Source organism: Paenibacillus sp. LBL, from assembly GCF_029893715.1.
Lineage (GTDB): Bacteria > Bacillota > Bacilli > Paenibacillales > Paenibacillaceae > Paenibacillus_AQ > Paenibacillus_AQ glucanolyticus.
The window spans coordinates 127,826-152,061 of sequence record NZ_JARXYU010000005.1 but is presented as its reverse complement, the minus strand read 5'-3'; the positions used below and the strand labels follow the sequence as shown (position 1 = coordinate 152,061).

General features: G+C 47.1%; 22 protein-coding genes. 16 read left to right on the top strand and 6 right to left on the bottom strand.

The genetic code is table 11. The features are described 5' to 3' along the window. The first annotated feature begins 186 nt into the window (after positions 1-186). Complete coding sequence (locus M2277_RS13985) at positions 187-1,923, top strand: ABC transporter ATP-binding protein (protein ID WP_148247485.1); 1,737 nt, start codon at positions 187-189, stop codon at positions 1,921-1,923. Between the two features lie 100 nt (positions 1,924-2,023). Here M2277_RS13985 and M2277_RS13980 read toward each other — a convergent pair whose 3' ends face one another. Both M2277_RS13980 and M2277_RS13975 read right to left on the bottom strand, forming a co-directional pair. Beyond that, on the bottom strand, positions 2,024-2,848 hold the full coding sequence (locus M2277_RS13980; protein ID WP_006209941.1) for a TerC family protein: 825 nt from the start codon (positions 2,846-2,848) through the stop codon (positions 2,024-2,026). Between the two features lie 318 nt (positions 2,849-3,166). Next, positions 3,167-4,075, bottom strand: a complete 909-nt coding sequence (locus tag M2277_RS13975; RefSeq protein ID WP_063479360.1) for a DMT family transporter — start codon at positions 4,073-4,075, stop codon at positions 3,167-3,169. Positions 4,076-4,201: 126 nt separating this feature from the next. Between M2277_RS13975 and M2277_RS13970 the strand changes: the two genes are divergently transcribed. The 3 genes from M2277_RS13970 (at position 4,202) to M2277_RS13960 (ending at position 7,009) form a co-directional block, all read left to right on the top strand. Further along, positions 4,202-5,071, top strand: coding sequence for a LysR family transcriptional regulator (locus M2277_RS13970; RefSeq protein WP_036638272.1), 870 nt, complete (start codon positions 4,202-4,204; stop codon positions 5,069-5,071). 188 nt (positions 5,072-5,259) lie between these two features. Continuing rightward, positions 5,260-5,853, top strand: a complete 594-nt coding sequence (locus M2277_RS13965) for an RNA polymerase sigma factor (RefSeq protein ID WP_006209946.1) — start codon at positions 5,260-5,262, stop codon at positions 5,851-5,853. Further along, a complete protein-coding gene (locus M2277_RS13960) occupies positions 5,819-7,009 on the top strand; it encodes a DUF4179 domain-containing protein (RefSeq protein ID WP_063479362.1) in 1,191 nt (396 codons plus the stop codon). The genes M2277_RS13965 and M2277_RS13960 overlap by 35 nt, the downstream gene beginning before the upstream one ends. Before the next feature lie 57 nt (positions 7,010-7,066). Here M2277_RS13960 and M2277_RS13955 read toward each other — a convergent pair whose 3' ends face one another. Then, on the bottom strand, positions 7,067-7,618 hold the full coding sequence (locus M2277_RS13955) for an NADPH-dependent FMN reductase (protein ID WP_036638265.1): 552 nt from the start codon (positions 7,616-7,618) through the stop codon (positions 7,067-7,069). A gap of 259 nt (positions 7,619-7,877) precedes the next feature. On the opposite strand from M2277_RS13955, the gene M2277_RS13950 reads away from it, so the two are divergent. The 11 genes from M2277_RS13950 to M2277_RS13900 all read left to right on the top strand — a co-directional run bounded on the left by M2277_RS13950 (position 7,878) and on the right by M2277_RS13900 (position 18,867). Further along, positions 7,878-8,342, top strand: coding sequence for a GNAT family N-acetyltransferase (locus M2277_RS13950; protein ID WP_063479363.1), 465 nt, complete (start codon positions 7,878-7,880; stop codon positions 8,340-8,342). Between the two features lie 48 nt (positions 8,343-8,390). Next, positions 8,391-9,569, top strand: a complete 1,179-nt coding sequence (locus M2277_RS13945) for a GNAT family N-acetyltransferase (protein ID WP_280754985.1) — start codon at positions 8,391-8,393, stop codon at positions 9,567-9,569. A 17-nt stretch (positions 9,570-9,586) separates the two neighbouring features. Then, on the top strand, positions 9,587-10,366 hold the full coding sequence (locus M2277_RS13940) for a GNAT family N-acetyltransferase (protein ID WP_280754984.1): 780 nt from the start codon (positions 9,587-9,589) through the stop codon (positions 10,364-10,366). A gap of 204 nt (positions 10,367-10,570) precedes the next feature. Beyond that, positions 10,571-10,714, top strand: a complete 144-nt coding sequence (locus tag M2277_RS13935; RefSeq protein WP_280754983.1) for a hypothetical protein — start codon at positions 10,571-10,573, stop codon at positions 10,712-10,714. A gap of 371 nt (positions 10,715-11,085) precedes the next feature. Further along, positions 11,086-12,993, top strand: coding sequence for a threonine--tRNA ligase (gene thrS, locus M2277_RS13930; protein ID WP_280754982.1), 1,908 nt, complete (start codon positions 11,086-11,088; stop codon positions 12,991-12,993). A 209-nt stretch (positions 12,994-13,202) separates the two neighbouring features. After that, on the top strand, positions 13,203-14,672 hold the full coding sequence (locus M2277_RS13925) for a spore germination protein (protein ID WP_280754981.1): 1,470 nt from the start codon (positions 13,203-13,205) through the stop codon (positions 14,670-14,672). 58 nt (positions 14,673-14,730) lie between these two features. Beyond that, entirely contained in the window at positions 14,731-15,939 is a 1,209-nt protein-coding gene (locus M2277_RS13920) for a Ger(x)C family spore germination protein (RefSeq protein WP_280754980.1), read from the top strand. Continuing rightward, positions 15,936-16,157 carry a hypothetical protein gene (locus tag M2277_RS13915; RefSeq protein WP_006209956.1) on the top strand — a complete coding sequence of 74 codons (222 nt, stop codon included), beginning with the start codon at positions 15,936-15,938 and terminating at the stop codon, positions 16,155-16,157. Before M2277_RS13920 ends, M2277_RS13915 begins: the two co-directional genes overlap by 4 nt. Positions 16,158-16,177: 20 nt before the next feature. Beyond that, complete coding sequence (locus tag M2277_RS13910) at positions 16,178-17,272, top strand: GerAB/ArcD/ProY family transporter (RefSeq protein ID WP_006209957.1); 1,095 nt, start codon at positions 16,178-16,180, stop codon at positions 17,270-17,272. Positions 17,273-17,428: 156 nt separating this feature from the next. After that, the gene (locus M2277_RS13905) at positions 17,429-18,214 is read left to right on the top strand and encodes a MerR family transcriptional regulator (RefSeq protein ID WP_006209958.1); all 786 of its coding nucleotides are present in this window, start codon (positions 17,429-17,431) and stop codon (positions 18,212-18,214) included. Next, positions 18,211-18,867: a GAP family protein gene (locus M2277_RS13900; protein WP_006209959.1), complete on the top strand. Its 657-nt coding sequence runs from the start codon at positions 18,211-18,213 to the stop codon at positions 18,865-18,867. Before M2277_RS13905 ends, M2277_RS13900 begins: the two co-directional genes overlap by 4 nt. Positions 18,868-18,994: 127 nt before the next feature. On the opposite strand, the gene M2277_RS13895 is transcribed toward M2277_RS13900, so the two are convergent. The 3 genes from M2277_RS13895 to M2277_RS13885 all read right to left on the bottom strand — a co-directional run bounded on the left by M2277_RS13895 (position 18,995) and on the right by M2277_RS13885 (position 22,025). Next, on the bottom strand, positions 18,995-19,942 hold the full coding sequence (locus M2277_RS13895) for an iron-hydroxamate ABC transporter substrate-binding protein (RefSeq protein WP_006209960.1): 948 nt from the start codon (positions 19,940-19,942) through the stop codon (positions 18,995-18,997). A gap of 229 nt (positions 19,943-20,171) precedes the next feature. Then, entirely contained in the window at positions 20,172-20,963 is a 792-nt protein-coding gene (locus M2277_RS13890; RefSeq protein ID WP_040680642.1) for a class I SAM-dependent methyltransferase, read from the bottom strand. Between the two features lie 291 nt (positions 20,964-21,254). Continuing rightward, positions 21,255-22,025 carry a CAP domain-containing protein gene (locus M2277_RS13885; RefSeq protein ID WP_006209962.1) on the bottom strand — a complete coding sequence of 257 codons (771 nt, stop codon included), beginning with the start codon at positions 22,023-22,025 and terminating at the stop codon, positions 21,255-21,257. A 226-nt stretch (positions 22,026-22,251) separates the two neighbouring features. Between M2277_RS13885 and M2277_RS13880 the strand changes: the two genes are divergently transcribed. Continuing rightward, entirely contained in the window at positions 22,252-24,093 is a 1,842-nt protein-coding gene (locus tag M2277_RS13880; protein ID WP_280754979.1) for a fibronectin type III domain-containing protein, read from the top strand. Positions 24,094-24,236 lie beyond the last annotated feature (143 nt).

The window sequence follows — 24,236 nt, the reverse complement described above, 5'->3', positions numbered from 1 at the left end:
CTTCCCAGAGGGGATTTTTTAATTATAAATGATTCTTACACTCCGGATTACGGCCGCTTCGGAGTAAGATGGAACTATCAAGTAAAAGGAAGGGTGTTATCGATGAGAAAAACAAAGGACGTCACCATGAATCACATTTGGAGGGGCATGAATAAGTAACCCTCCACTATAATGGAGGAGATGTATTTGAATTCTCGAACCAAGAAATTTTTGTCCTACTATAAACCCTATCTGGGGTTATTGTGTGTTGATTTGGCATGCGCCTTTGTTGTCTCAGCCATAACATTGATGCTTCCACTATGTATAAGATACATCACCATCAACGTGTTAGAAGGAAATTCGCCCCATCCGCTGAACCAAATCTATACGGTGGGGGCTGTCATGCTGGCCATGGTCATCATCCATACCTTATGCGATATGTTCATTTCCTATAAAGGGCATATGATGGGGGCTTATATGGAGAGTGACATGAGAAGGGAACTGTTTGACCATTTTCAGAAGTTGTCGTTTAGCTTTTACGACGAGAACAAAACAGGACAGCTCATGACCCGCACCACCAATGACATTCTGTCGCTTACGGAACTGTACCATCATGGACCTGAAGATATCGTGATCTCCATTCTGAAGTTCCTTGGGGCATTCATCATTCTAATGTATATTGATGTGAAGCTTACCCTGATCGTATTTCTTTTTCTGCCGTTCATGGCTGTGTTTGCTTTTTATTTCAACAAGAAGATGAATATTGCGCTGCGTGTAAGCAAGGATCGTATCGGTGATATCAATGAACAGGTGGAGGATTCCTTATCCGGCATCCGCGTGGTGAAGTCGTTTACGAATGAACTGGTGGAGAAGAAGAAGTTTGCCTATGCGAACGGGCGTTTTGTCGACAGCCGAAGGGAAGGATACAAGAGTGAAACGTACTTTCACGAAGGGTTGGTCGGTTTTACCCAACTCATTACGATAGCTGTCATTGTGTTTGGTGGAGCAGCGATTGTTGATGCCAAGCTAGCGCTTGCCGATTTGCTGACTTTTTTCCTCTGTATCGGCATCCTGATCGAGCCGATCCAGAGATTGGTTAATTTCGCAAGGCTGTATCAGGAGGGAATCACCGGATTTGACCGGTTTATGGAGATTCTGGAGGTGGAGCCGGATATTGAGGATTCCGTTGATGCCGCGGAGATTACGCAAGTTCGGGGGCGTGTGACGTTTCAGGACGTCAGCTTCAAGTACAAAGAGGACTATGGGTACGTGCTGAATCATGTGTCCCTGGATATCGAAGCCGGGGAATACGTTGCATTAGTAGGCCCCTCGGGAGTCGGAAAAACGACGTTATGTTCCTTAATTCCCCGTTTCTATGAAGTGAATGAAGGCCGTATCTTACTGGACGGACGAGATATCCGGGATATCACGCAGCGTTCATTAAGGAAGCATATCGGCATGGTCCAGCAGGATGTGTACTTGTTTGCCGGGTCCGTTTCCGATAATATCCGTTATGGCAGCATGGAGGCCGGCATGGATGAGATCATCGAAGCGGCGAAAAAAGCGAATGCCCATGATTTTATCATGGCATTGCCTGACGGGTATCATACGGATATCGGACAGCGCGGCGTTAAATTGTCCGGCGGACAGAAGCAGCGGCTGAGCATCGCCCGCGTGTTCTTGAAGAACCCGCCGATCCTTATCTTTGATGAAGCGACCAGTTCTCTGGATAATGAAAGCGAGAGAGCGGTTCAGGATTCACTGGAACGACTGAGTGATAACCGAACAACGCTTGTGATTGCACATCGCTTGTCAACTGTCCGGAATGCACAGCGAATCGTGGTATTGTCCCAGAATGGGATTGAAGAGGTGGGCACACATGAAGAGTTAATTGCCCGCAAGGGCGTTTATGCGAGTTTGTCTCATATGCAATTAACCATCTAGGCATGAAAAAAAGGCGATTTGTGAACGGTCAGCACCGTTTGCAAATCGCCTTTTAGGTTTTTCGGGTCTATAATCTTTGGGTTCCTATACTGTAAACGAATTATCCTTGAAATGTTTTTCCAGGTTGTTGGTCTTCCACTTCTTTAATTGCATTATCCTCATCCTGTACTTCTTGTTTCGATGAACCAAACCATCCGATGACGGCAATCAGAACAAGAACAATATAGAACGATGCTTTCCAAATTGAGCTCTCTGGGAAGTGATGATCGATGAGGGCGACATCAGGGTGGGCAAGGGTGATGACAGCCAGCTTGACTCCGACCCAGCCTACAATGAGAAATGCTGCAACTTCAAGTCCCGGGCGCTGCTGAAGCAGCTTGACGAAGTAGGAGGCAGCAAAACGCATAATGATCAAACCGATAAATCCGCCCAGGAAGATGACGATGAATTGACCTCCGTCCAGACCTCCGATATTCGGCAGTCCGCTTGCCGGCAATGCTACAGCCAGTGCGACAGCTGCGAGGATTGAATCGACGGCAAACGCGATATCTGCCACTTCAACCTTGAATACGGTCATCCAGAATCCGGATTGTTTCTTAGGCTTGTCCGGCTTCGGCTTAGCATCTTCTGTCGGTTTCTTACCTTTGATAAAGTGCTTCAGGGTGTGATTGATCGAGATGTAGAGAAGATAAAGTGCGCCGATGGCCTGTACCTGCCATACGTCTACCAGGAACGAGATTAAGAACAGCGATCCTATACGGAATACAAAAGCTCCGAGCAATCCGTAAAACAATGCTTTCTTACGCTGGTCTTCTGGCAAGTGTTTTACCATAATGGCAAGGACAAGCGCATTATCTGCCGCCAGCAATCCTTCCAGTGCGATGAGTACTAACAGTACCCACCCATACTCCAATAAAAGCTCCATGCAACTTCCTCCTTGTTGTAGTATTGAAGGCATAAAAAGACCTCCACCGGCAGGTGAAGGTCTCTAATAATAAAGAGACCTTCACCACAGTGTGTGTGGTAAAGGTCTCGCAAACAACGTAAAGTTGCCAACAAAGCCGGGGAATTATCCCGTAATGACGACTCTGCTGTGACAGCTACTCCCCTTTAATCACGTTCCTGCATAACTGATATCGTCATCAGTTAAGCCGTGATATAAAGATATAGATTTTTGCGTAAGAAGTCAAGGTTTTTTTGCTATTCTATCATGATTGCAACATAAATCAAGAGAGGTCCTTGCTTAAGCGGCAGTGTTTTCTTTCTTAATACGGGGTCTGTTCCTCATGTTGGAACGCTTCAACGTGTTCACTTCAACACTCGCTATGACAACACTAAGAAACACAAGCGCTGCGCCAAAGTACTGAACGGAGTTCATGATCTCATGAGCAAACCAGAATCCGAACATGGCTGCGAACACAGGCTCCAATGAGAATACGAGTCCGGTTCGTGTAGCGGTTGTGTACTTCTGGGCGATAGTCTGGAGGATAAAGCCTAAGGCGCTGCAGACCACACTGAGCACAAGGATAGCGATCCATCCATGGGTTGTGCTTGGCAATACCGGAGTTTCCAAGATAAACGACATGACAAACGCATACAAGCCGGTAAATCCGAGCTGCAGAATGCCAAGGCTAAGTGTATCGACCTTCTGTGCGGCCGAGCTTACCACATTGATGTGAAGGGCATAACATAATGCCGCCGCTATGCAGAACAGGTCTCCGATTTTAAACGTAAAAGGAAGCTGTATCGTCAGGAGGGCAATACCTGTTAAAGCCAACAGGATACTTGCGATCAGTTTCTTCTCTATTTTCTTCTTAAATAGGAACGTATGTATTAAGGGTACAAACACTACCGTTAAGCTGATCAGGAATCCAGCATTGGATGTTGTCGTTGTCTTCAAGCCAAAGGTAAGCGCTGTGAACATAATAAACAAGATAGAGCCCAGAAGCATGGCATAACGAATGGTCCTCAAGTTAACCTGGCGCAAGCGGGGGTAAAAAATGGCTGCTGCAAGTATAAAGGCCAATCCAAATCGCAGGGCAATCAAGTTAAATTCTCCTAGTGTATCCAGTCCCATTTTCATAAAAAGATAGGACGAGCCCCAACAAATGGTGATAAACAAAATCATAAGATCGGCCTTCAGCGGTTTCAAGTCTATTTCCTCCTTCTAATGATTGAACAGAATCAGTATACTCACGTACAATAGACAAGTAAAACGAATGTTTCTTATGATAAACATGAGTAAATCTAATGGAATATCCATCTGGAGGAATCCCCCTTGAGCATGAATAAATTTAAAGTATTGATGAAGGTTGTCGAGCTGGGAAGCCTGACAAAAGCCGCCGAAGCGATGGGATTTACGCAGTCCGGTGTCAGTCATATGATCAACAGCCTGGAGGATGAGTTTGGTTTCACGCTGTTGATTCGCAGCCGTTCTGGAACGAAGCTGACGACCAATGGCGAGGAGATTGTAAAGACGATACGAGAAATATTGAAGTGGAATGAGCATCTGGATCAAAAAGTGGCCTCTATTCATGGAATCGAACTGGGTACCATTCATATAGGAACCTTCACAAGTGTTGCTGTGCACTGGCTGCCGAGTATTATTAAGGATTTTCAACAGGATTATCCCCATATCGAGATTCGTTTGGCAGAAGGAGACTATCGGGAGATTGAGGATTGGATCGCAGAGGGCAGGATTGACTGCGGCTTTCTCTCGCTTCCAACGTGGGATGTATTCGATGCGATGCCGCTGCATCAAGATCCGATGCTGGTGCTGCTGCCCATGGAGCACCCTCTTAGCTCACAGGCCTCGATTCGTTTATCTCAGATTGAGAATGAGCCGTTTATCATGCCCAGCAAAGGCTCCGACGATGATGTGAATCGCGTATTGGAGAGAGCCTCAACGAAGCCGGATATTAAATATACCGTTGGAGATGATTATGCCATTATGGCCATGGTGGAGAAGGGGCTTGGCATCAGTATTCTTCCGGAACTGGTCCTGCGCGGGCAACGACGCAATATACGCCTAGTTGAGCTGCAGGAGCCCTATTTTCGCTCACTGGGGATTGCGGTTAGCTCTATGAGAGAAATGTCCCCGGCTACGAAACGATTCTTAAATTATGTTAAGAATTATCCAAAGCTGTAGCTGTGCTGTCATGCAGAATATGCCCAAAATAGGCTCTAATCCGGCAGGCCCCGTCCATCATATGATGGCGGGTTCATTTTATTGTGACGGATGAATCTATGATCATGCAGCTCATGAATATAAAGTCGTGTCACAAAATAGCAAGTTGGGATTGTTATATAGGTAAACAAAGAAGGAGGTGAGCTCGCTTGCAGCCAACCATCCCCGGGGAAGCGGAAGGAAAACGGAACGCCATTGAAGCGGTCATAGAACAGATCCAAGCAGGAGATAAACAATCCTATCATGCGATCATTATCCAGTTTGAACGGCAGATGTACACATACTGCTACTATATTCTGAAGAATCATGCGGAGACTGAGGATGCCGTACAGGAAATTTTCATTCGTGCCTATGAACATCTTCATCAGTACAAGAGGCAAGTATCCTTCTCTGCATGGCTGTACAAAATGGCCTATCATCATCTAATCAATATCAAGAAGAAGCAGAGCCGTTTTCTCAACCTGATCGAGCATTGTAAAGAGCAGCAGCCGGTTATGCAAATATCTCAGCACGAGTCGGTTGTGTACGAGCTGTTGACTTACCTTACAGCCGAAGAGCGCCATATCTTGCTATTGAAGGCCGTAGAACAGTATACCTTCGAGGAAATAAGCGAGATTATGGGACTCAAATCAGCAACGGTACGGAAGAAGTATGAACGCTTACGCCATAAACTGATGGACCGAATAAGCCAAAAAGGAGCGGTGGCACATGAGACAGTTGCCGGAACAAACGGAATTCGCTGAGATGGATGCAATTGAACAAATGGTTCGTGAATCCAATTTTCCGAAGCAGAGTATGAGTTATCAAATTATGAATCAGATTGGAGATCGTGACATGACAAGAGTATCAACCAAACAAAAACCGAATGTATTAAGAAAGACATTACTCGTTGCATCTGTTACAGCTGTACTAGGGGGGACCGTGATTGGCACGGGGTTCGTATCGCCGGCGATGGCGGCAACCCTTAAGCAAATTCCTATGATTGGCCTGCTTTTTGAAGGAACGAGCCATGAGGCTGTCGATGCAGCTATACAACAAGGGATCATATCGGAGCCTAACCTGAGTGTTACTCACGAGGGTGTAACATTGAAGGTAGCTGACTTACTGTATGATGGCACCCGTCTATCCTTTGTTCTGGAGCGTGATGGGGTAGATTTGCCGAATACAGCTTCGCCGTACTTAGATGAGGGTGCAAAGATCATTGGAAATCCCGATAGCGATTATATCAAGTCGAGGCAGGTTGCTAAGGAAGATCAGATGAAAGGATACATTGAAACACCCAAAATTCTGGTCAACGGACAGGAAGTGAAATCGGGCGAAGGAGTCTTCGGAGACCACCCGAGACTGGAGAATACGTATGTCGTTGAGCTTACTAAAGATCTGCAGCTGCCGGATCAGTTTGAGTTGACCATTCAGACCCGTGTTACCCGGGTAGACGAGAGCTTTGACTTCACAATTCCTGTGAGTGTCACTAATAAATCTGTTGTCCTGAAGCCGAATGTTTCGAAATCAGATGGGCAGTTCAGTTATACCGTCAAGCAGCTGGATATGTCCCCCGTGTCGACTCGCCTGGTGCTGGACAGTAAGGGCGCCGTGCCGGCATCTTCACAGCAGGAGGGCAATTACAGTGCAAGCATGGTCTATTATGAGCTGGTAGATGACCAAGGCAACGTTCTGACTCCTAGAAAATTCGATTACTTTAACAGCAAACCACTAACCGAGTACCATATCGATCAGCTGTTCAGCCCGGTTAAGGGAACTCCTAAATCCATTACCATCAAGCCGTTTACGCTCACCGTAAACAACAAGGACTGGAGCGTTATCGGCCAAGGAGAGAACAGCTATGGCGATAAAACCTATCTGAAGGATCTGGAAATGACAATTCCTCTTAAGCCATAACAACAAAAAGCGAGGCCCGATAAATCCGGGTCTCGCTTTTTACTTCAGGATTAAAGATTAACGCAACGTTTTCAGTGCTCCGCTCCAAGCAAGCACTTGATCCAGCATACCGTTAAGGTTTACGAGATGCAGATCAGCTGGCTTAAAGGCCATTTCAGGTGTAAATGGATTTTCGAAATCAGTGAAGAGGGACAGAGCAGGGTGAACGCGAACATCCGCTACAGACAGCTCGCCCAGGATTCCACGCAAATGTTCGGCAGCACGAGCGCCACCAACAGATCCATAACTTACGATACCTGCAGCCTTGTCGTTCCATGCCTCACGAGCGTAATCGAGCGCATTTTTCAAAGAGGCTGAAATACTGTGATTATATTCTTGGACGATAAATACAAAGCCGTCCAAGCTGGCAAGTTTCGTATTCCAAGCCGTTGCTTGTTCAGTAGCATCCTCTTCGCCCAACAAAGGAAGTTTGTAGTCAGCGATATCCACGATCTCATAATTGGCGTCTCCACGCTGATCCGCGATGTTTTTTACCCACTCACCCACTTGTGGACTTAAACGTCCTTGACGAGTACTACCTAGAATAATACCGATATTTAATTTTGACAATGATCTTACCTCCCGAATTGTTCTTGATTTATTTTTTCGTGATGTGTTTGCTTTTTTGCATGAGCTAATAATAATCTTAGTCGGTTAACTTTGTCAAGTAGCTTACAAAAAGTTTGTTCGAAAAATGATTACTTTAGCTGTCATGAGTATCTTGAAGTAATTCACGATGCTATATTAGTATTATAGAGAATAAGTTTTAAACATATCCACATTATGGATATTATTGCATTTTATTTATACGAAGTTTAGGAGTGGGCCCATGGTAATAAAAGTCGATGATCTTACAGGATCCGCAATTATCCAATTGGTGAGTGAACATCTGCAGGGAATGACAGAGCATTCCCCACCGGAAAGCATACATGCTCTGAATCTTGAGGAATTGAAGCAGCCGGAAATTACGTTCTGGAGCCTGTGGGAGCACGATGAATTAATGGGCTGCGGAGCACTTAAAGAGCTTAATGGTACACATGGCGAAGTCAAATCCATGCGGACGTCAACCTCCCATTTGCGAAAGGGTGTTGCCAGACGACTCCTTGAGCACATCATAGAAGAGGCGGAGCGCCGCGGGTATAAGAGGATCAGTTTGGAAACGGGGTCCATGGATGCATTTGAACCGGCAAGAAGACTTTATGCCAGCTTCGGATTTCAATATGGCGAGCCTTTCTCGGATTATACAGAAGACCCGAACAGTGTGTTTATGACCAAAGAATTGCAAGGCAGGTAGACTGCTAACCAGATTACATAAAATATAATCGGTTGAGGTGAAACTGTGATGGAACTTAGACAATTGAGATCTGACGAATTTGAAATCAGTATGAAATTATCCGAATATGCCTTTCAATATACGCTGACGCCTGAGCAAAGAGAGTCCTCTCTGAAGCATTTTAAGCCTGAACGATTCTGGGGGATCTTTGATGGGGAAGAACTGCAAGCGAAGCTGACCATCATTCCGCTGCAGGTTTATATGCAAGGGAAGATTCTTGATATGGGCGGTATTGCCGGTGTGGCTACATGGCCGGAGAACCGCAGACAGGGACATGTATCTACATTGCTCAAGCATGCATTGCAGGAGATGAAGAACAACGGCCAGACTCTGTCCTTCCTGCATCCGTTCTCAATCCCGTTTTATCGTAAATTCGGATGGGAACTTTTCGCAGAGTATAAGAAGTATGTCATCCCGGCAGCTAAATTCCCGCGCAAAGCGGAGATGCCTGGCCGGATTGTCAGAGGCGTAGACGATATCCCTACGCTGGATGGCATATATCAAGCCTATGTCAGCCGATATCACGGTACCCTTGTGCGCGATGAAGGTTGGTGGAAAAGATTTGTCCTGCAGGGTGATGGACACAGCGTTGTGTATTACTCTGCCGAAGGCAAGCCGACGGGATATGCGTTATATGAGTTAAAAGACAAAGAACTTGTGTGTGACGAGTTTGTTTACCTGAATGAAGAAGCGCGAACCGCGTTATGGACTTTTTTTGCCAACCATGATTCCAGGATTGAACAAGTCAACATGGTGATGGTGCCCATGGATGATCAGCTGCCGTTCATGCTGCCAGATCCGCGGATTACGCAGGAGATTATCCCTTACTTCATGGCGCGTATCGTGGATTTGAAATCCTTCGTGGAGCAGTACGCTTTCGAAGCGCAAGCTCATCATGCAGCTGAGTTGACCGTGGAGGTGGAAGATCCTGCAGCACCTTGGAATGCGGGTCTGTGGAAGCTGTCGGTCAATGAAGAGGGGAGAGCGAAGCTGTTGGAGCTTCCTTCAGATTACGAGGGTCCGGTTGATCTGTCCACTGATATTCAGAGTCTGTCTGCACTCTTTATGGGATACAAAAGGCCACAGGCTTTACATGCCATTCATCGGCTAACTGGAAACCCAGCAGCAGCAGCCCAATTGGAATCGATGATTCCTGCAGGGCAAACCTATCTCCTGGACTTCTTTTGAGACAGGGAGACGACTCAATGATTCGCAGACTTTTCCCTGAAGAACTGGAAATTATCCTGGCATCTATAAATAGAGAACGGCATTTTTTGTATTATTCTTACCTTACGTTCCGGAAAAAGCATACGGTTCATTACGGGCATTTCTCGGAACATGGGGAGCTGCTGGGAGTGGCAGCCTATCTGAAAGGACTGCCTTTCAATGCCTTTTCGGTTTATCCAGTACAGAAATCGTTCCGGCCTCAGCCAGTGTTGGCCCTAATGAAGCAAGAATTGGGTATTCCCGACGGTGCAGTTGGAAGTTTTATTGTGAGTAAGGACAGATGGGCGCTTCTTAGCTTAAAGATGGATGTTACGAAACCTCCCAAGGGAATTTGGTTGATGAAACACCAGCATCCCGGAGATTTGCCGTCACAGGACGAGGCTGTGTTTCGTTTAGGGCCGTCATATTTTGAGCAGATCGAGTCGATAATGACAGAGCTGGACACAATGGCTTTTGCAAGAGAGGAATTGCAGAATCCTTTTTACGGCGTAGTGCATGATCAGGAGCTGATCGCGGTTGGCGGGTACCATATCTACAGCGAGGATTATGTCGAACTGGGAAATATAGGAACGGAACCTGCGTGGAGAAGGCAAGGATACGGGAAAAAGGTATCTGCAGCCTTGACCCGCGAAGGGAGAGCAGTCACCTCAGACGTGTATCTGAATGTTCTGGAGGACAACCTAAACGCGGTGCGGCTATATCGGTCGCTGGGATATGAAGCCATTTGTGAGCAGTACCTTGTTGAATTCGCTTTGTAGCGGGATGGATACAGAGTCGTGGAGGTGCGAGAAAGTCGCTGGATGCAGCGGCTTTTTTTTCATCTAGAGTTACGGCTTCATTTAGGATGAAATTCATTTTTTTCATAAAATTAAGGCTTGAAAGCGACGCGGCGTCATCTTGTAAACTGTATTTGGTTCAAGGAATATGAGGGATCAAATACTTACAAGAGGGAGCTGGAAAGATTGAACAAGGGAGATATCATCATTTACGCATGTGTCATTATCGGGGCTGGTATTGGATTAGCGCTGAGCAGTGCGTTGCCCGGGGTTCTTGTCGGTTTAGGTATTGGATATCTGGTTAAATGGTCAATGAAAAGTGAAAAGTGAATGATTGACAATTGGAAAGAACTGACTTATAGTACTTTACTATCAGCAACCATCAAAGACATGATTCTTGAAACGACCTGCCCAGAGAGAGAAGTGATTGGTGAAAGCTTCTTCCGTGCTTGCTTCATGAATTACCCCTTTGTAGCTGTGTTTTTGAACCCTTAAGTTATAGGTTTACTTATGGACAGGGCAGTAGAAAACACCGAATCATCCCCGTTACCGGATGTCTTAATGAGGATCCGATGAGCACGCGGCCACACAGCGCTGCAGGTCTGGATCAAATGAGGGTGGAACCACGAGCCGAACGCACTCGTCCCTTTGGGGATCGTGTGTTTTTTTGCGTTCAATCTAAATTTGATGGAGGGATAACCATGTCAATCACAGTAACATTAGCAGACGGAAGTAAAAAGGAGTATCCCGCACAAACGACGATGAAACAAATCGCGGAATCCATTCATTCCGGGCTGAGGAAAAGTGCAGTCGCAGGAAAAGTAAATGGCAGGCTCGTGGATTTGAATTACGAACTTTGTGAGGATGCGGAAGTACGTATTGTGACGCTGGATTCAGAGGACGGACTGAACATTTACCGGCACAGCACAGCTCATCTGATGGCTCAGGCGGTTAAACGTTTGTATGGCAGCAAGCCCGTTTACCTCGGAGTGGGACCGGTTGTCGAAGACGGCTTCTATTACGATATGGATCTGGAGCATTCGATCTCAACCGATGATTTGATTGCCATCGAGCGGGAGATTCAGCAGATTGTCCAGGAAGATTTACCGATTATTCGAAGAGAAATTAGCCGTGAAGAAGCGGAACAACTATTCAGTGACGACCCTTACAAACGGGAGCTCATCCTTGGCTTGCCGGAGGAGGAAATCATTTCGGTTTATGAGCAGGGAGAGTTCATTGATCTATGCAGAGGGCCGCATCTGCCCTCGACTGGCAGAATCAAGGCTTTCAAATTGATGAGTGTTGCCGGAGCTTATTGGCGGGGGAACTCGGATCATAAGATGCTGCAGCGAATATATGGAACGGCGTTCCCCAAGCAGGCGCAGCTCGAAGAGCATCTCTTCTTGCTTGAAGAGGCTAAGAAGAGGGATCATCGCAAGCTTGGCAAAGAGCTGGGACTGTTTATGTTCTCGGATGATGCGCCGGGAATGCCCTTCTTTTTACCGAAAGGAACGATTATCCGTAACGAGCTGGAACAATTTGCAAGAGAGCTTCAATTCCACCGCGGTTATGACGAAGTTCGCACTCCGCTGATGATGAACAAGCGCCTGTGGGAGATGTCCGGTCACTGGGACCACTACAAGGATAATATGTACTTTTCGAAGGTGGATGAGCAGGAGTATGTAATGAAACCCATGAACTGTCCGGGTCATATGCTGGTTTACCAAAACTCGCTGCATTCCTACAGAGAGCTTCCCATTCGATTGTCCGAGTTCGGTCAGGTGCATCGCCATGAATATTCAGGAGCGCTGAGTGGCATGATGCGGGTCCGTACGTTCTGTCAGGATGATGCGCATATATTTGTAAGACCTGATCAAATCCATGATGAAATTGGACAGGTGATCGACTTTATTAGTCAGGTATACCGAGTCTTTGGCTTTGATTATACGATTGAACTGTCCACTAGACCGGAAGACTCCATGGGCTCTGATGAGTTATGGGAGCAGGCGGAATCATCCCTGCAGGAGGTATTGGATCAACAGAAGCTGCCTTATCGGATAAATGAAGGGGATGGCGCTTTTTATGGACCGAAGATAGATTTTCACATCCTCGACTCCCTGAAGCGAAGCTGGCAATGCGGCACCATCCAGTTGGATTTTCAATTCCCTGAGAAGTTCGATCTGTCCTACATCGCAGAGGATAACCAGAAGCATCGGCCGGTTGTCATTCACCGCGCGGTATTCGGCTCCATCGAGCGGTTTATCGGGATTCTTACAGAGCATTACGGCGGGGCATTTCCGCTATGGCTCGCTCCCGTGCATGTGATGCTTATTCCGGTGTCAGACCACTATATCGATTTCTCCCTTAAGGTGAAGAAGCGTCTGGAGCATACAGGCGTACGGGTGGAGGTTGACATCAGGAACGAAAAGCTGGGGTATAAAATCCGTGAAGCCGGTCTGCTGAAAACGCCCTACACGTTTGTCCTGGGGGAGAAAGAAATGAACTCGGACCTGGTAGCGGTACGCAAGCGCGGCGAGGGTGAGCTTGGGGAGAGCGCTATCGATGACATGATTGCACGCCTCCGGAAAGAGATTGAATCCAGGGAGTAAGAAACCTGACAGATTGCGTTTAGAACGATTCGAGTCATACATACTCGGATCGTTTTTTTTGTTATGGCCTATAACGATCGGATGTTAAAGCGGCAAAAAGTATAATATATCCAACTCCGGGAACAGTAGAGAAAAAGATTCATGATGGTCGTACGGTCCGAGGTAAGGCAGAGCTCATCTTGAGTACCAAACGAGGAGTCGTGTATAGGATGCAGAACATAACCCGCAAGGAAGGTTTACAAGAAGCGCTGCCGATTCTCATCTCAGAGTTCATAGAAAACATGAAGATCCGGTTCGGGCAGAGCGGGGATATCATCTACCGGGAGCTGATGCTGGGTACTATACCTGCGGTCATCGTTTACATTGAAGGGATGGGAGACCCCCGTTTTTTAATAGAAGCTCTTCATATGGATTCGCCGTTGTTTAAGGAATTGCCGAATCAGTCCCCGGACGATCGCGTGAGGATGCTGAAGGAACTCACGATTACGATGGGGAAGGTGGGGGAAGCCACAACCTATCCTGAGGTTGAGGAGAACGTGTTGTCAGGGAATACGGTGGTTTTTATTGAGGGAACGTCTACCTCACTCTACGTGGGTACTGAAAAGCTGAAGCAGCGCGGGGTTGAAGAAGCCAGCTCGCAATCGGTTGTCAGGGGACCGAGAGAGGGCTTTACGGAATCGCTTCGCGAGAACACGGCTTTGGTTCGGCGGAGAATTCAAAGTCCCAAGCTGCGCATCGAAGAGAGCAAGGTAGGCGAGCATACCCATACTCAGCTGGCTGTCATGTACATGGATGGTTTGGCCGACACCAAGGTACTCGACGAGCTGCGCACACGGCTGAATGGGATCAAGCTGGATAGCGTACTGGAGAGCAACTATATCGAGGAGATGATTCAGGATCATCGATACAGCCCCTTTCCGACGGTGTACAACTCGGAGCGTCCCGATGTCATTGCTTCAGCTATATTGGAAGGTCGAATAGCGATTCTTGTGGAAGGAACCCCATTTGTTCTGGTCGTTCCGGCATTGTTTGTGCAATTTTTTCAATCGAGCGAGGATTATTACCAGCGATGGGATTTTGCCAGCCTGGTTCGCCTGCTCCGATATTTATGTTTCGGTATTGCCCTTCTTACACCCTCGTTGTATATTGCAATCTCCACTTTTCATCAGGAAATGCTGCCGACCAATTTGTTGACTAGCTTGATTGGACAGCGGGAAGGAGTTCCCTTTCCAGCCTTTGTTGAAGCGGTAATTATGGAAATCACATTTGAGATTTTGCGCGAGGCCGGCATTCGGTTACCCAAATCAATCGGCCAGTCTGTCTCGATCGTAGGGACATTGGTTATCGGACAAGCTGCTGTGGAAGCAGGTTTGGTATCGGCCGCCATGGTTATTGTAGTATCCATTACGGCCATAGCCAACTTTGCGCTGCCGGCCTTTAATGTAGGGATTTCTGTCCGGATTTTGCGATTTGGCCTGATGGCGATTGCGGCGTCTTTTGGATTGTATGGCATGATTATCGGCCTGATTGTCCTGGCACTGCACCTGTGCAGCCTGCAGTCGATGGGAGTTCCGTACATGACCTCCTTTGCACCCATACGATGGAGGAGCCAGAAGGATGCACTGCTCCGATTATCCCGTCACAATATGAAGAAGTATATGGGCAAAGCCAAATCTTGATCTGCAGTTAAGAAATGGGCATGGGGATTCTACTTTAAACAGATGGGACAGGTTGTGGATGCTGGGAAGAACAATACTATCAGTCCTGCTTATGACAAGCCTGATCATCACATCGGGATGCTGGAGCCGAAAGGAACTGAATGAGCTGGCTGTTGTTATGGCACTTGGAATCGACACGCATAAGGACGGTTACGCTGTATCCGCGCAAGTGCTCAATTCCAGCGAGCTGGCAACGAAGAGTGGGGGATCCATTGGAAGTCTTCCTGTGGTCACTTACAAGTCTGTAGGAAAAACGGTACCTGACGCCCTTCAGCGGATGTTAAGCATGGCGCCCCGCATGCTGTATCTGTCCCATGTCCGCGTATTGGTCTTGGGGGAAGATCTGGCGCGGCAAGGGGTCAGCGATGTGCTTGATTACATATCCCGAAATCATCAACTGCGAACAGACTTCTTCATGCTGATAGCCAAGAATGGAAATGCCTCTGAGATTTTGGAGGTGGTGACGCCATTCGAATATATCCCTGCGAACTCGCTCTATTCCTCCATTCTGATATCGGAAAAAAAATGGGCGGCCACGGGGAAAGTTACATTGCAGCAGTTTGTTACCGAATTAAAGCAAAGCGGTTCAGATCCGATATTGTCCGGGGTTCAATTAAACGGAAGTTCGGCGGAAGGCCAGTCCGTGGAGAATGTAAAAAAAATCAGTCCCTCTACACTCCTTCAGCATGCGGGATTAGGTGTATTCAAAGGGGATCGGCTGGTGGGATGGCTTGGGGAGCCACCAAGCAAAACGGTGAATTACGTTCTTAACAGAGTCGAGTCCACCGTTGGATATGTGTCATGTCCGAGCGGCGGGATTGTTGGCTTCACGGTAAACCGGGCAGACACATCGCTTGATGTTATGCTGAGCGCTGAGAATATTCCTCGATTTTCCGTCAAAATGGAGATAGAAGCGGATATCAACTCCGTTCAATGTCCAATTGATATCTATCAGCCTTCGGCCATAGAAGCATTGGAGAGGAGCATCGAGGATAAATATAACGAAAACATCGAGAAACATGTTAAGGATGTTCAACAGCGTTATGGAGCCGATATTTTTGCACTTGGTGAAGTCCTGCACCGGAAATATCCCCAGGTATGGAAAACGTACAGAAGTCACTGGGGAGAGAGCTTCCAATCGATGAGCATCGATGTGCACTCCCATGTCGCGATCCGGCGGATCGGGTCCATCATTCAACCCTTAAATCAGGAGGTCGATGAGAAGTGAATTGGCATTTTGTATTGATAACGTTTCTGTTGATTGTTGTGGTCACGGAAACAAGGCATCTGATTCGGCTGCGTTCTCTTCGGGATATGATCGTATTTTATGCCGTATGGGGATTGACGCTGCTTGCGATAATCGGGGACATGCTGGAGCTCACTGAGCTTCGGCCGCTGGATTGGATCAGCATCATGATGCAACCATTGAACAGGCTGATTTCATAACAAGAAGGGTATGGTCGCACGTGATAAAATACAAGGGAATCGCGGCACGGCAGTTTTTTATATTAACCTTCGGCTTGACCATTGGCACCTCGATTCTGGTCACACCCTCTGGTTTAGCGCATACTGCACGGGAGGATGCGTGGATCGCCTCCTTGTGCAGTTTGTTGATAAATATCCTTATGGTTGTGCTGTATATTGCTATCGCAAGGCTATACCCTGGTAAAACGATTTTTCAAATGAATGAGCTGGTTCTGGGCAAAATCCTGGGCAAGGCCATGTCACTGATTTATCTTTTTTATTTTTTGATACTTACGGGAACATTGCTTGGCAATTTAGGTTTTTTTATAACCAGCGAAATGATGCCGGAGACACCAATCGAAGCTATTCAGATTCTGTTCTTGATTGCGGCCATCATGTGCGCCAGAATGGGCATCATCATCCTAGCGCGGGTGGGTGAATTGATGTTTCCGTGGATTGTGTTTCTGTTTATGGTCCTTCTGCTCTCACTTATTCCCCAGATTGATTGGAATCATATCAAGCCTATACTTGAGGATGGATGGATTCCCGTTGCCAATGCCGGATTTCACTCCTCTATGTTTCAGGAGCTGATTGTACTGATGGTGTTCCTCCCTCTGGTCAAGGGTGAGCGGAAGGGGGAGAAGGCATTGCTGTGGGGAGCTGTTGCAGGCGGCATCGTGTTAAGTGTCACGGTCCTGCTCAGCGTGCTCATTCTTGGGATCGAACAAACGGAGAACAGCACGTTCCCGGCCTTTGCATTAGCGAAGACGATTAACGTCGGGAATTTCTTTCAACGCGTGGAAGGTATCTTGATTACGCTTTGGGTGCTTACGTTTTTTATCAAAATCTCGCTGCTGTTCCTCTCCATCCTTCATGGAATAAAAACCGTATTCAGGCTGAAGGAGCAGAACCACTTAATCTATCCGTTATCTGTTCTCTTTATCATTGTGGCCTGGAATACGTATATCAACACCGTTTATGTTGCTAACATCATTCAGCAAGTGTGGGCAAGCTATGCATTTCTTCATTTGCTGGTGATTCCCTTCGGACTCTATTTAATCGGACTGAGCAGAACGAAAATATTAAAATCGAAATAAATATTCCATCTTCCATCGGATGCACTGGATGAGTTAAGCCTGACGAATCAGGCTTTTTTTGTGTATAAAGATAACTTTTTTTGAGAATTTGCTTGAAAGTGACGCAGCGTCATCTTATATAGTTAAGTTCATAAGATGAATGGAGGAAAGCAGGTGTTGAGGTTGAATTCGATTCCTATTCAGGAGTTATCAAAACAGACGGGAATTACGGTGAGAACACTGCGCTATTATGATCAGATTGGTTTATTGATTCCTGCTTCCAAAACACCGGGCAAGCACCGGATATATAGCGATGCGGAGCTGCGGAAACTGCAGCAAATTCAGTTTCTGAAGAAGCTGGGCTTCAGCTTGCAGGAAATATCAGATATGATCTCGAGCCGGGAGTGGAATTGGTCTACCAGTCTCATGAATCAGTTAGACTTTGTTCATAAGGAACAAAGGAAGCTGAGTCAGATGGAATCGGCTTTACGAGCAGTACTCCACAGCATTGCGGTGGAAGGCGAGACGAGCTGGGCGGTTATTCAGAAATTAATCCAGCTATCAGGACAAGATCCATCGCTAAAACAATCGTTCCGCAATCAAATGTTTGATGAACGTGAGGTGGAAATGCTGAGTCTGCTTCCTAACATGAACAGTGCAGATCCCGACTCGCTGGAATGGATCGCTCTGTTAGGTCAGCTCAAAAGGCTGATGGAGGATTCTCCGGATTCGCCCGATGTGCAAAGAATTGTACGGCGCATGGATGAGAAACGCTTGGAGCATTTTGAAGAAGAGGACTCTTTCGTGGACAAGTTGTGGGAGATTCGTAAATCACCGGATCAGTCCGAGCAGATGGGGTTATACCCAATAGAACAAGAGCTTCTTGCATTTATGGAACGGGCATTTGATATTTATGTAACGCGCAAGGAAGAACAACAAACGGAGAGGGGGGAGACATCATGACACTGGAGCTGCTGCTATCCATTGGGGTATTGTCACTATTGGATATGCTAAGCCCGGCCGCGCTGGGGGTAACGGTGTATTTGCTTCTGACCGAGCGCGATCGACTCATCTCCCGTTTAGGTGTTTACTTGGTTACGGTGGCCGGTTTCTACTTCCTGGTTGGAGCTGCGCTCATGCTCGGCTTGGGTGCTGTCATGAAATCGATATCCGATATCTTTCAGAATCGAACGGTCAGCTGGATGATGGCCATTCTCGGTGGAGTCCTGTTTGTTGCGAGTTTTTATGTTCCTACGAAAAAGAAATCCGAACCGCGCCGCCCGAAATCAAAAAGCTTCGGCGCCATGATCGGGCTAGGTTTCACCACTTCACTCATTGAGGTGGCCACCGCGCTTCCTTATTTTGCAGCGATCGGGCTAATGACTACCGCCCAATTGAACACGGTTCAATGGGTTCCGATCCTGGCTGCTTATAATATGGTGATGGTGCTTCCTCCATTGATCTTGCTCGGATTACACCTTGTATTAGGCCGCGTGATGCAGAGACCGCTGGAGAAGCTGCGTGTGAAGATTGCCGAAAGCTCCGGTTCCCTGTTATCGTGGGTATTGTGTATTGCCGGAGTGATTTTGGTGTTAAACAGTATCGATTATTTGTAAATGCTTATGCTTGAAACGAAAGTAACAGAAAGAAAATAACAGAAGGACCTGTCCATAACAGACAGGTCCTTCGATGTTATGCGAGTATAACTAAATCTCGGTGTGATTCAGGATGCGGGGGGAGCGATTATTTGCCGAGGAAATGTTGGGTGAAGAAATCCAGTTGATATTCGAGGCTTAACGGGTCATTGAAGTAGAATGTTTTGGCATCGACTTCGAATACACGGTTGTTTTTGACTGCCGGAATGTTCTTGTACATATCCGTATTTTGGAAGGAAGTGTCTTCCTCTGCGTTTTTACTGAAGATGACATAGTCAGCGAAGTAATCTTTCAGTACTTCGGACGACAAAGTGAAATAGCCGTCTTTTGCTGTAGCTTCCTTTACTTTCTCCGGCATGGCAAGCTTGAATTCGTTATACAGGATCTCTGTTCCGCGACCATAATTAAATCCATAAACGTAGAGCTGTTTATTGAACGTCTCCACGACGGAAACTGTTGCATCTTCACCGATTTTGGCTTTGATTTCTTCTCCGGCTTTTTGAGCACGGACTTTGAAATCGTCAACCCAGGCTTGTGCTTCTTTTTCCTTGTTCAACAGCTTGCCGATTTCGACCTGCTGTGTCAAATAATCAACTTTTCCATAGGTATAGGTTACGGTAGGAGCTATTTCTTGGAATTTATCGATATTTTTAATGCTGGATAGACCGATAATCAGATCCGGCTCCAGTTCGATGATTTTCTCCAGACTTTCGTCGGATACCACCTCAATATCCTTCAGCTTTTCCTCGAACTGAGGATTTGTTTTGGACATTTCGTCTACGCCTACGAGGGGTACTCCAAGGGCCATCACATTCCCCGTCAAGAATCGGGTAAGCACAACGACACGCTGTGGATTGGTTGGAACCTCTACGGGCCCGTTCTCCGATTGATAAGTAAAGGTATCGGATTTCGAAGAGGAGATTTCTTCGGAGGGCTTACTTTCATTACTTTCTGTATTGGTGCTGTTTGCTTGACCGCCACAAGCGCTTAAAAGCAGAAGGGCTAGCAGGATGGACAGTGTGAAATATTTTTTCAAAATGATTCTCCCCCAAAAAAGCTATGTATTTTGAACAATCATCATTTCAATCGAGTGTGTTGGATATAAAATCGATAATGATTATCATTCTCAGGTTATTGTAAGGCTACTCGCGATGCCTGTCAATAGCATTTATATGAATTATGACTCGGGAGATCGGCACAGCACAGAAAACCGCCTATGCTGGACATGGCGGTTTTCTGTCAAAATATATATTGTGCGTAGGAGCTCAGTTCAGTACAGAAGAGCGGCTCGCTTGAATATAGATGGACTCACCGGTAAAACCGGAGACAGCACCGGTCTTATCGCTTCGCACCAAGAAGTAGTGCCGTGCCTCCTCGGAAGCATGAAGCAGCTTCTGCTCCAGTAGAATCTTCTCCTCCTCAGCCAGCCCGGATCGCTCGCACCAGTCGTGGAATTGAAAGGGCTTCTGGAAAGTCACGGCCATTTCTGTGCGGAAGCCAGTGAGCTCCAGAAGATGAATCCATTCCGATTTCTTCCATGCACGGACGTGGCTGTAATCTCTTTGTTTTTCTATTTCATTATAGAATTCATCCAAATTCTCTTTTTCCGGAGCGACATTATCGATAAGCAGGATTTTACCACCGGGTTTGAGCACGCGAAGGGACTCGCGCACGAAAGCAGGTACATCCGGAAAATGATGGGCCGCAATCCTGCAGGTTACCAGATCAAAAGAAGCATCCTCGAAAGGCAGCTGTTCCGCATCCCCTTGCACGAAATCAACGTTGGTATGGCCGTTTCCATGAATGAAAGCAGCGGCGGTTGTCAGCATTTCCTCCGTCAAGTCAAAGGCCGTTACGCGGCGGACAAGTGGAGCGAGGGCATTAGCCACATGTCCACCTCCGGTTGCGATGTCCAGCACCTCCATCGTCTGATCCGCCTGGGAACAAGAGACCAGCAGGGACAGGTCTTCACCTTTGGCATGCCCTTGACTTGTTACATATTTTCCAGCGTTCTTGGCAAATTGCTGCTGCACTTGGCTTTTTATTGAATCTTCGATGGTTATTCCTCCTACATTCAAAATGAGTTCAGAGATTAAAAACAAAGATTAAATTTAGTTTCACTAGATGAAACTATATATTGCTTGGTGAGATATAACTTAATTTATCATACATTTTTTCTGCTGTAAACGGCAGCAACCACTAAATAACCACCGGAGCCCAAACGTCGATCCTTCTATGCACGTTGAGATATACCCGCCTCAGGGGCAGCTACCTAGGGCGGCACCTTAAGCACGATAAATAAAAAGCTAAAGCCTGGTCATATCGACCAGGCTTTAGCTTCTGAAGTGTTAACCGGTAAATTCCTGAACCCATTCGTTATTGTAAAAAGCAATGCCAATCTTGGTATAGCTTTTGTTCAAGATATTGGCTTTATGGCCCGGGCTGTTCATCCAATCTTTCATGACTTGAGAAGGGCTGGTCTGTCCCTTGGCAATATTTTCGCCAGCGGAGTTATAGGTGATTCCATATTCCTTCATCATGTCCATAGGCGACCCGTGCGTCGGGGAATTGTGGTCAAAGTAATTGTTATCATACATGTCCTCAGCCTTCGCCATAGCCATCTTGGACAGCTCTTCATCCATGGTTAAAGAGCCAAGTCCTGCTTTGGATCGTTCTTTGTTAACCAGGTCCAATACCTGCTGAGCGAATTGGGAGGAGTCTTTCTGATTTCCCTTATTGTTTCCTGCACCACTCCTGTCTGACGTTTGTTCTCCATTGTTATTTGCCGGAGCCGGAGCTTGTCCTGCTGGATTATTGGTTCCTGGCTGGAGCAGATCAAGCAGCTCCGATGGGAGCTCGTCCTGGGTTCCTTTAGCCGACAACCTTGAAGCATTCATCCAAAAAGTCGAAGTGGAAGATGCTTGTGTGGTGGTGGAGAGTGGCTTTGGTTGAGCATTGCGTGTATGGGACGATATTTGGACCGGAGCAGGATTCACTTGCTTCTGTGTTAAGGGTTTGTGGCTAACTTGCTGCTGATTTACCTGGTTATTTGGCGTACAGCCTGCAATCAGGATTAAGACAGCCAGTCCGAGCCCGATATCCTTCAAATGTTTGATCATGAACAGATCTCCTCAGTGTTATTTTAATGAAGTTGCCGCGAATTAGGATTTCCTGCCTGGCACTGAATTATTCGTTTTCAGCCAGAATTTATTACCATATATAAACATATGATCCCTAATGTCCTGATCGCCTTAATCGGGTAAGAAAGGGGGATCGCTGAATGCAACTCTTTTTAAGGGTGATTTGAGAACGCTATCATTTGGTTGTGAAGGAGGAATACTCAGGATGCTCGTCAATCGCTTTATGCATCGCAAATCATCATGGATTAAGGCACTGATGGTTATGGTGGTCTTATCGCTTCTTCAGGTAACGGCGATTCATATCCCCAAAGCACACGCGGCTGTGGCAAGTAAAACCCTTGTCGGCTATTGGCATAACTTCGATAACGGATCCGGTTTCATCAAGCTTAGGGACGTATCTCCCAAATTCGACATCATCAACGTATCTTTTGCTGAACCAACATCCGGTGTAACCAACGGAACTATCGGCTTCATTCCTTACAACTATACGGAGGCAGACTTCAAAGCAGATGTTGCATATCTTCAAAGTCAGGGGAAGAAGGTCATCATTTCCATAGGAGGTGCAAACGGGCAGGTACAGCTTCCCAGCACTTCGGCCAGGGATAATTTCGTGAACTCCGTTATCGCAATCATCGAAAAATACGGATTTGATGGACTGGACGTGGACTTCGAAGGCCATTCGCTTTATTTTAATTCGGGGGATAGCGACTTCAAGAACCCGACCACGCCGGTCATCGTCAACTTGATCTCCGCCCTGCGCACAATTAATAACCATTTTGGAACGGGACCGTTTTATTTAACGATGGCGCCTGAAACGTTTTTTGTACAGCTTGGCTATAGCTTCTACGGAGGCAGCTGCATCAGCTGTGACAACCGCGCAGGAGCTTATCTGCCGGTTATTTATGCCACGCGCGATATCCTTGATTGGCTGCAGGTTCAGAACTATAACTCGGGTCCGATTACGGGGCTGGACGATCAGTATCATAATATGGGAAATGCCGATTTTCACGTTGCCATGGCAGATATGATCTTAACCGGATTCCCTGTTGCCAAAAACCCGAATCAGATGTTTCCACCGCTGCGTCCGGACCAAGTCGTGCTCGGGCTGCCGGCCAACGTCAATGCAGGCGGGGGTTTTACTTCGGTTGCGGAAGTACACAAGGCGCTGGATGCACTGATTAAAGGCGTCCAGCTGCCGAGCTATAAAACCCGGGGAAGCGTAAGCGGCTATCCGAATTTCCGCGGTCTTATGACCTGGTCCGTCAACTGGGATAAATTCAACAATTTTGAATTCTCGAACAGTCATCGCGCTTATCTGGATGCTTTAAGTCCGCCGTTGCCGGACACGCAGCCGCCAACGGCTCCGACCCATGTGACCTCCATGTCCAAATCTGCAACGAGCGTAAGCTTAAGCTGGACGGCATCCACGGATAATGTGGGAGTGACAGGTTATATCGTGTACTACGGTTCCCAATCCGTCAGCGTGACCGGGACCAGTACAGTGATTTCAGGTTTAACACCGGACACATCCTATACCTTCACGGTCAAGGCGGTTGACGCGAGAGGCAACCAATCCGCAGCCAGCACGCCGCTTACCGTGACAACCGATCCCCCAAGTACGGGGGGAGATACAACACCTCCGACGGCCCCGGGCAATGTTCAAGTGACAGCCAAGACGGCAACAAGCGTTTCCTTAAGCTGGAATGCTTCCACTGACAATGTCAGTGTAACAGGCTACATAGTCACCTACGGAACCAGCTCCGTTAATACAGCGGGAACGTCCGCTACGATTAACGGGTTGACGGCTAATACGAGCTACTCATTCACCGTGACGGCTAAGGATGCAGCCGGAAATGTGTCGGCAGGTACCATCATCAGTGTGACAACTGCTCCGCAAAGCGGTGCGCAGCCCTGGGCGGCAAATGTCAGCTACAAAGTCAACGACGAAGTGGCCTACGGAGGGAAAACCTACATCTGTCGTCAGCCGCATACATCGCTGACTGGCTGGGAACCGCCCAATGTGCCGGCACTGTGGTTATTGAAATAATGTGTATACACTCTGAATGAACAAAAGAAAGCATCCAGAGGGCAGGAACTGGATGCTTCTTTATCGTGGATCCAGGAAGTTAGCCGAAAGGTTTGGATTAAATTCTATAGAACTGTTCTTGATTGTCCGATATACTGTATAGG

Bases quoted from the DNA above. Each gene is read 5' to 3' on its own strand.
- M2277_RS13885 (WP_006209962.1), bottom strand. From the start codon at position 22,025: ATGATCAAACATTTGAAGGATATCGGGCTCGGACTGGCTGTCTTAATC.
- M2277_RS13925 (WP_280754981.1), top strand. From the start codon at position 13,203: ATGCAGAACATAACCCGCAAGGAAGGTTTACAAGAAGCGCTGCCGATT.
- M2277_RS13950 (WP_063479363.1), top strand. From the start codon at position 7,878: ATGGTAATAAAAGTCGATGATCTTACAGGATCCGCAATTATCCAATTG.
- M2277_RS13920 (WP_280754980.1), top strand. From the start codon at position 14,731: ATGCTGGGAAGAACAATACTATCAGTCCTGCTTATGACAAGCCTGATC.
- M2277_RS13900 (WP_006209959.1), top strand. From the start codon at position 18,211: ATGACACTGGAGCTGCTGCTATCCATTGGGGTATTGTCACTATTGGAT.
- M2277_RS13940 (WP_280754984.1), top strand. From the start codon at position 9,587: ATGATTCGCAGACTTTTCCCTGAAGAACTGGAAATTATCCTGGCATCT.
- thrS (WP_280754982.1), top strand. From the start codon at position 11,086: ATGTCAATCACAGTAACATTAGCAGACGGAAGTAAAAAGGAGTATCCC.
- M2277_RS13960 (WP_063479362.1), top strand. From the start codon at position 5,819: ATGAGACAGTTGCCGGAACAAACGGAATTCGCTGAGATGGATGCAATT.
- M2277_RS13980 (WP_006209941.1), bottom strand. From the start codon at position 2,848: ATGGAGCTTTTATTGGAGTATGGGTGGGTACTGTTAGTACTCATCGCA.
- M2277_RS13880 (WP_280754979.1), top strand. From the start codon at position 22,252: ATGCTCGTCAATCGCTTTATGCATCGCAAATCATCATGGATTAAGGCA.
- M2277_RS13945 (WP_280754985.1), top strand. From the start codon at position 8,391: ATGGAACTTAGACAATTGAGATCTGACGAATTTGAAATCAGTATGAAA.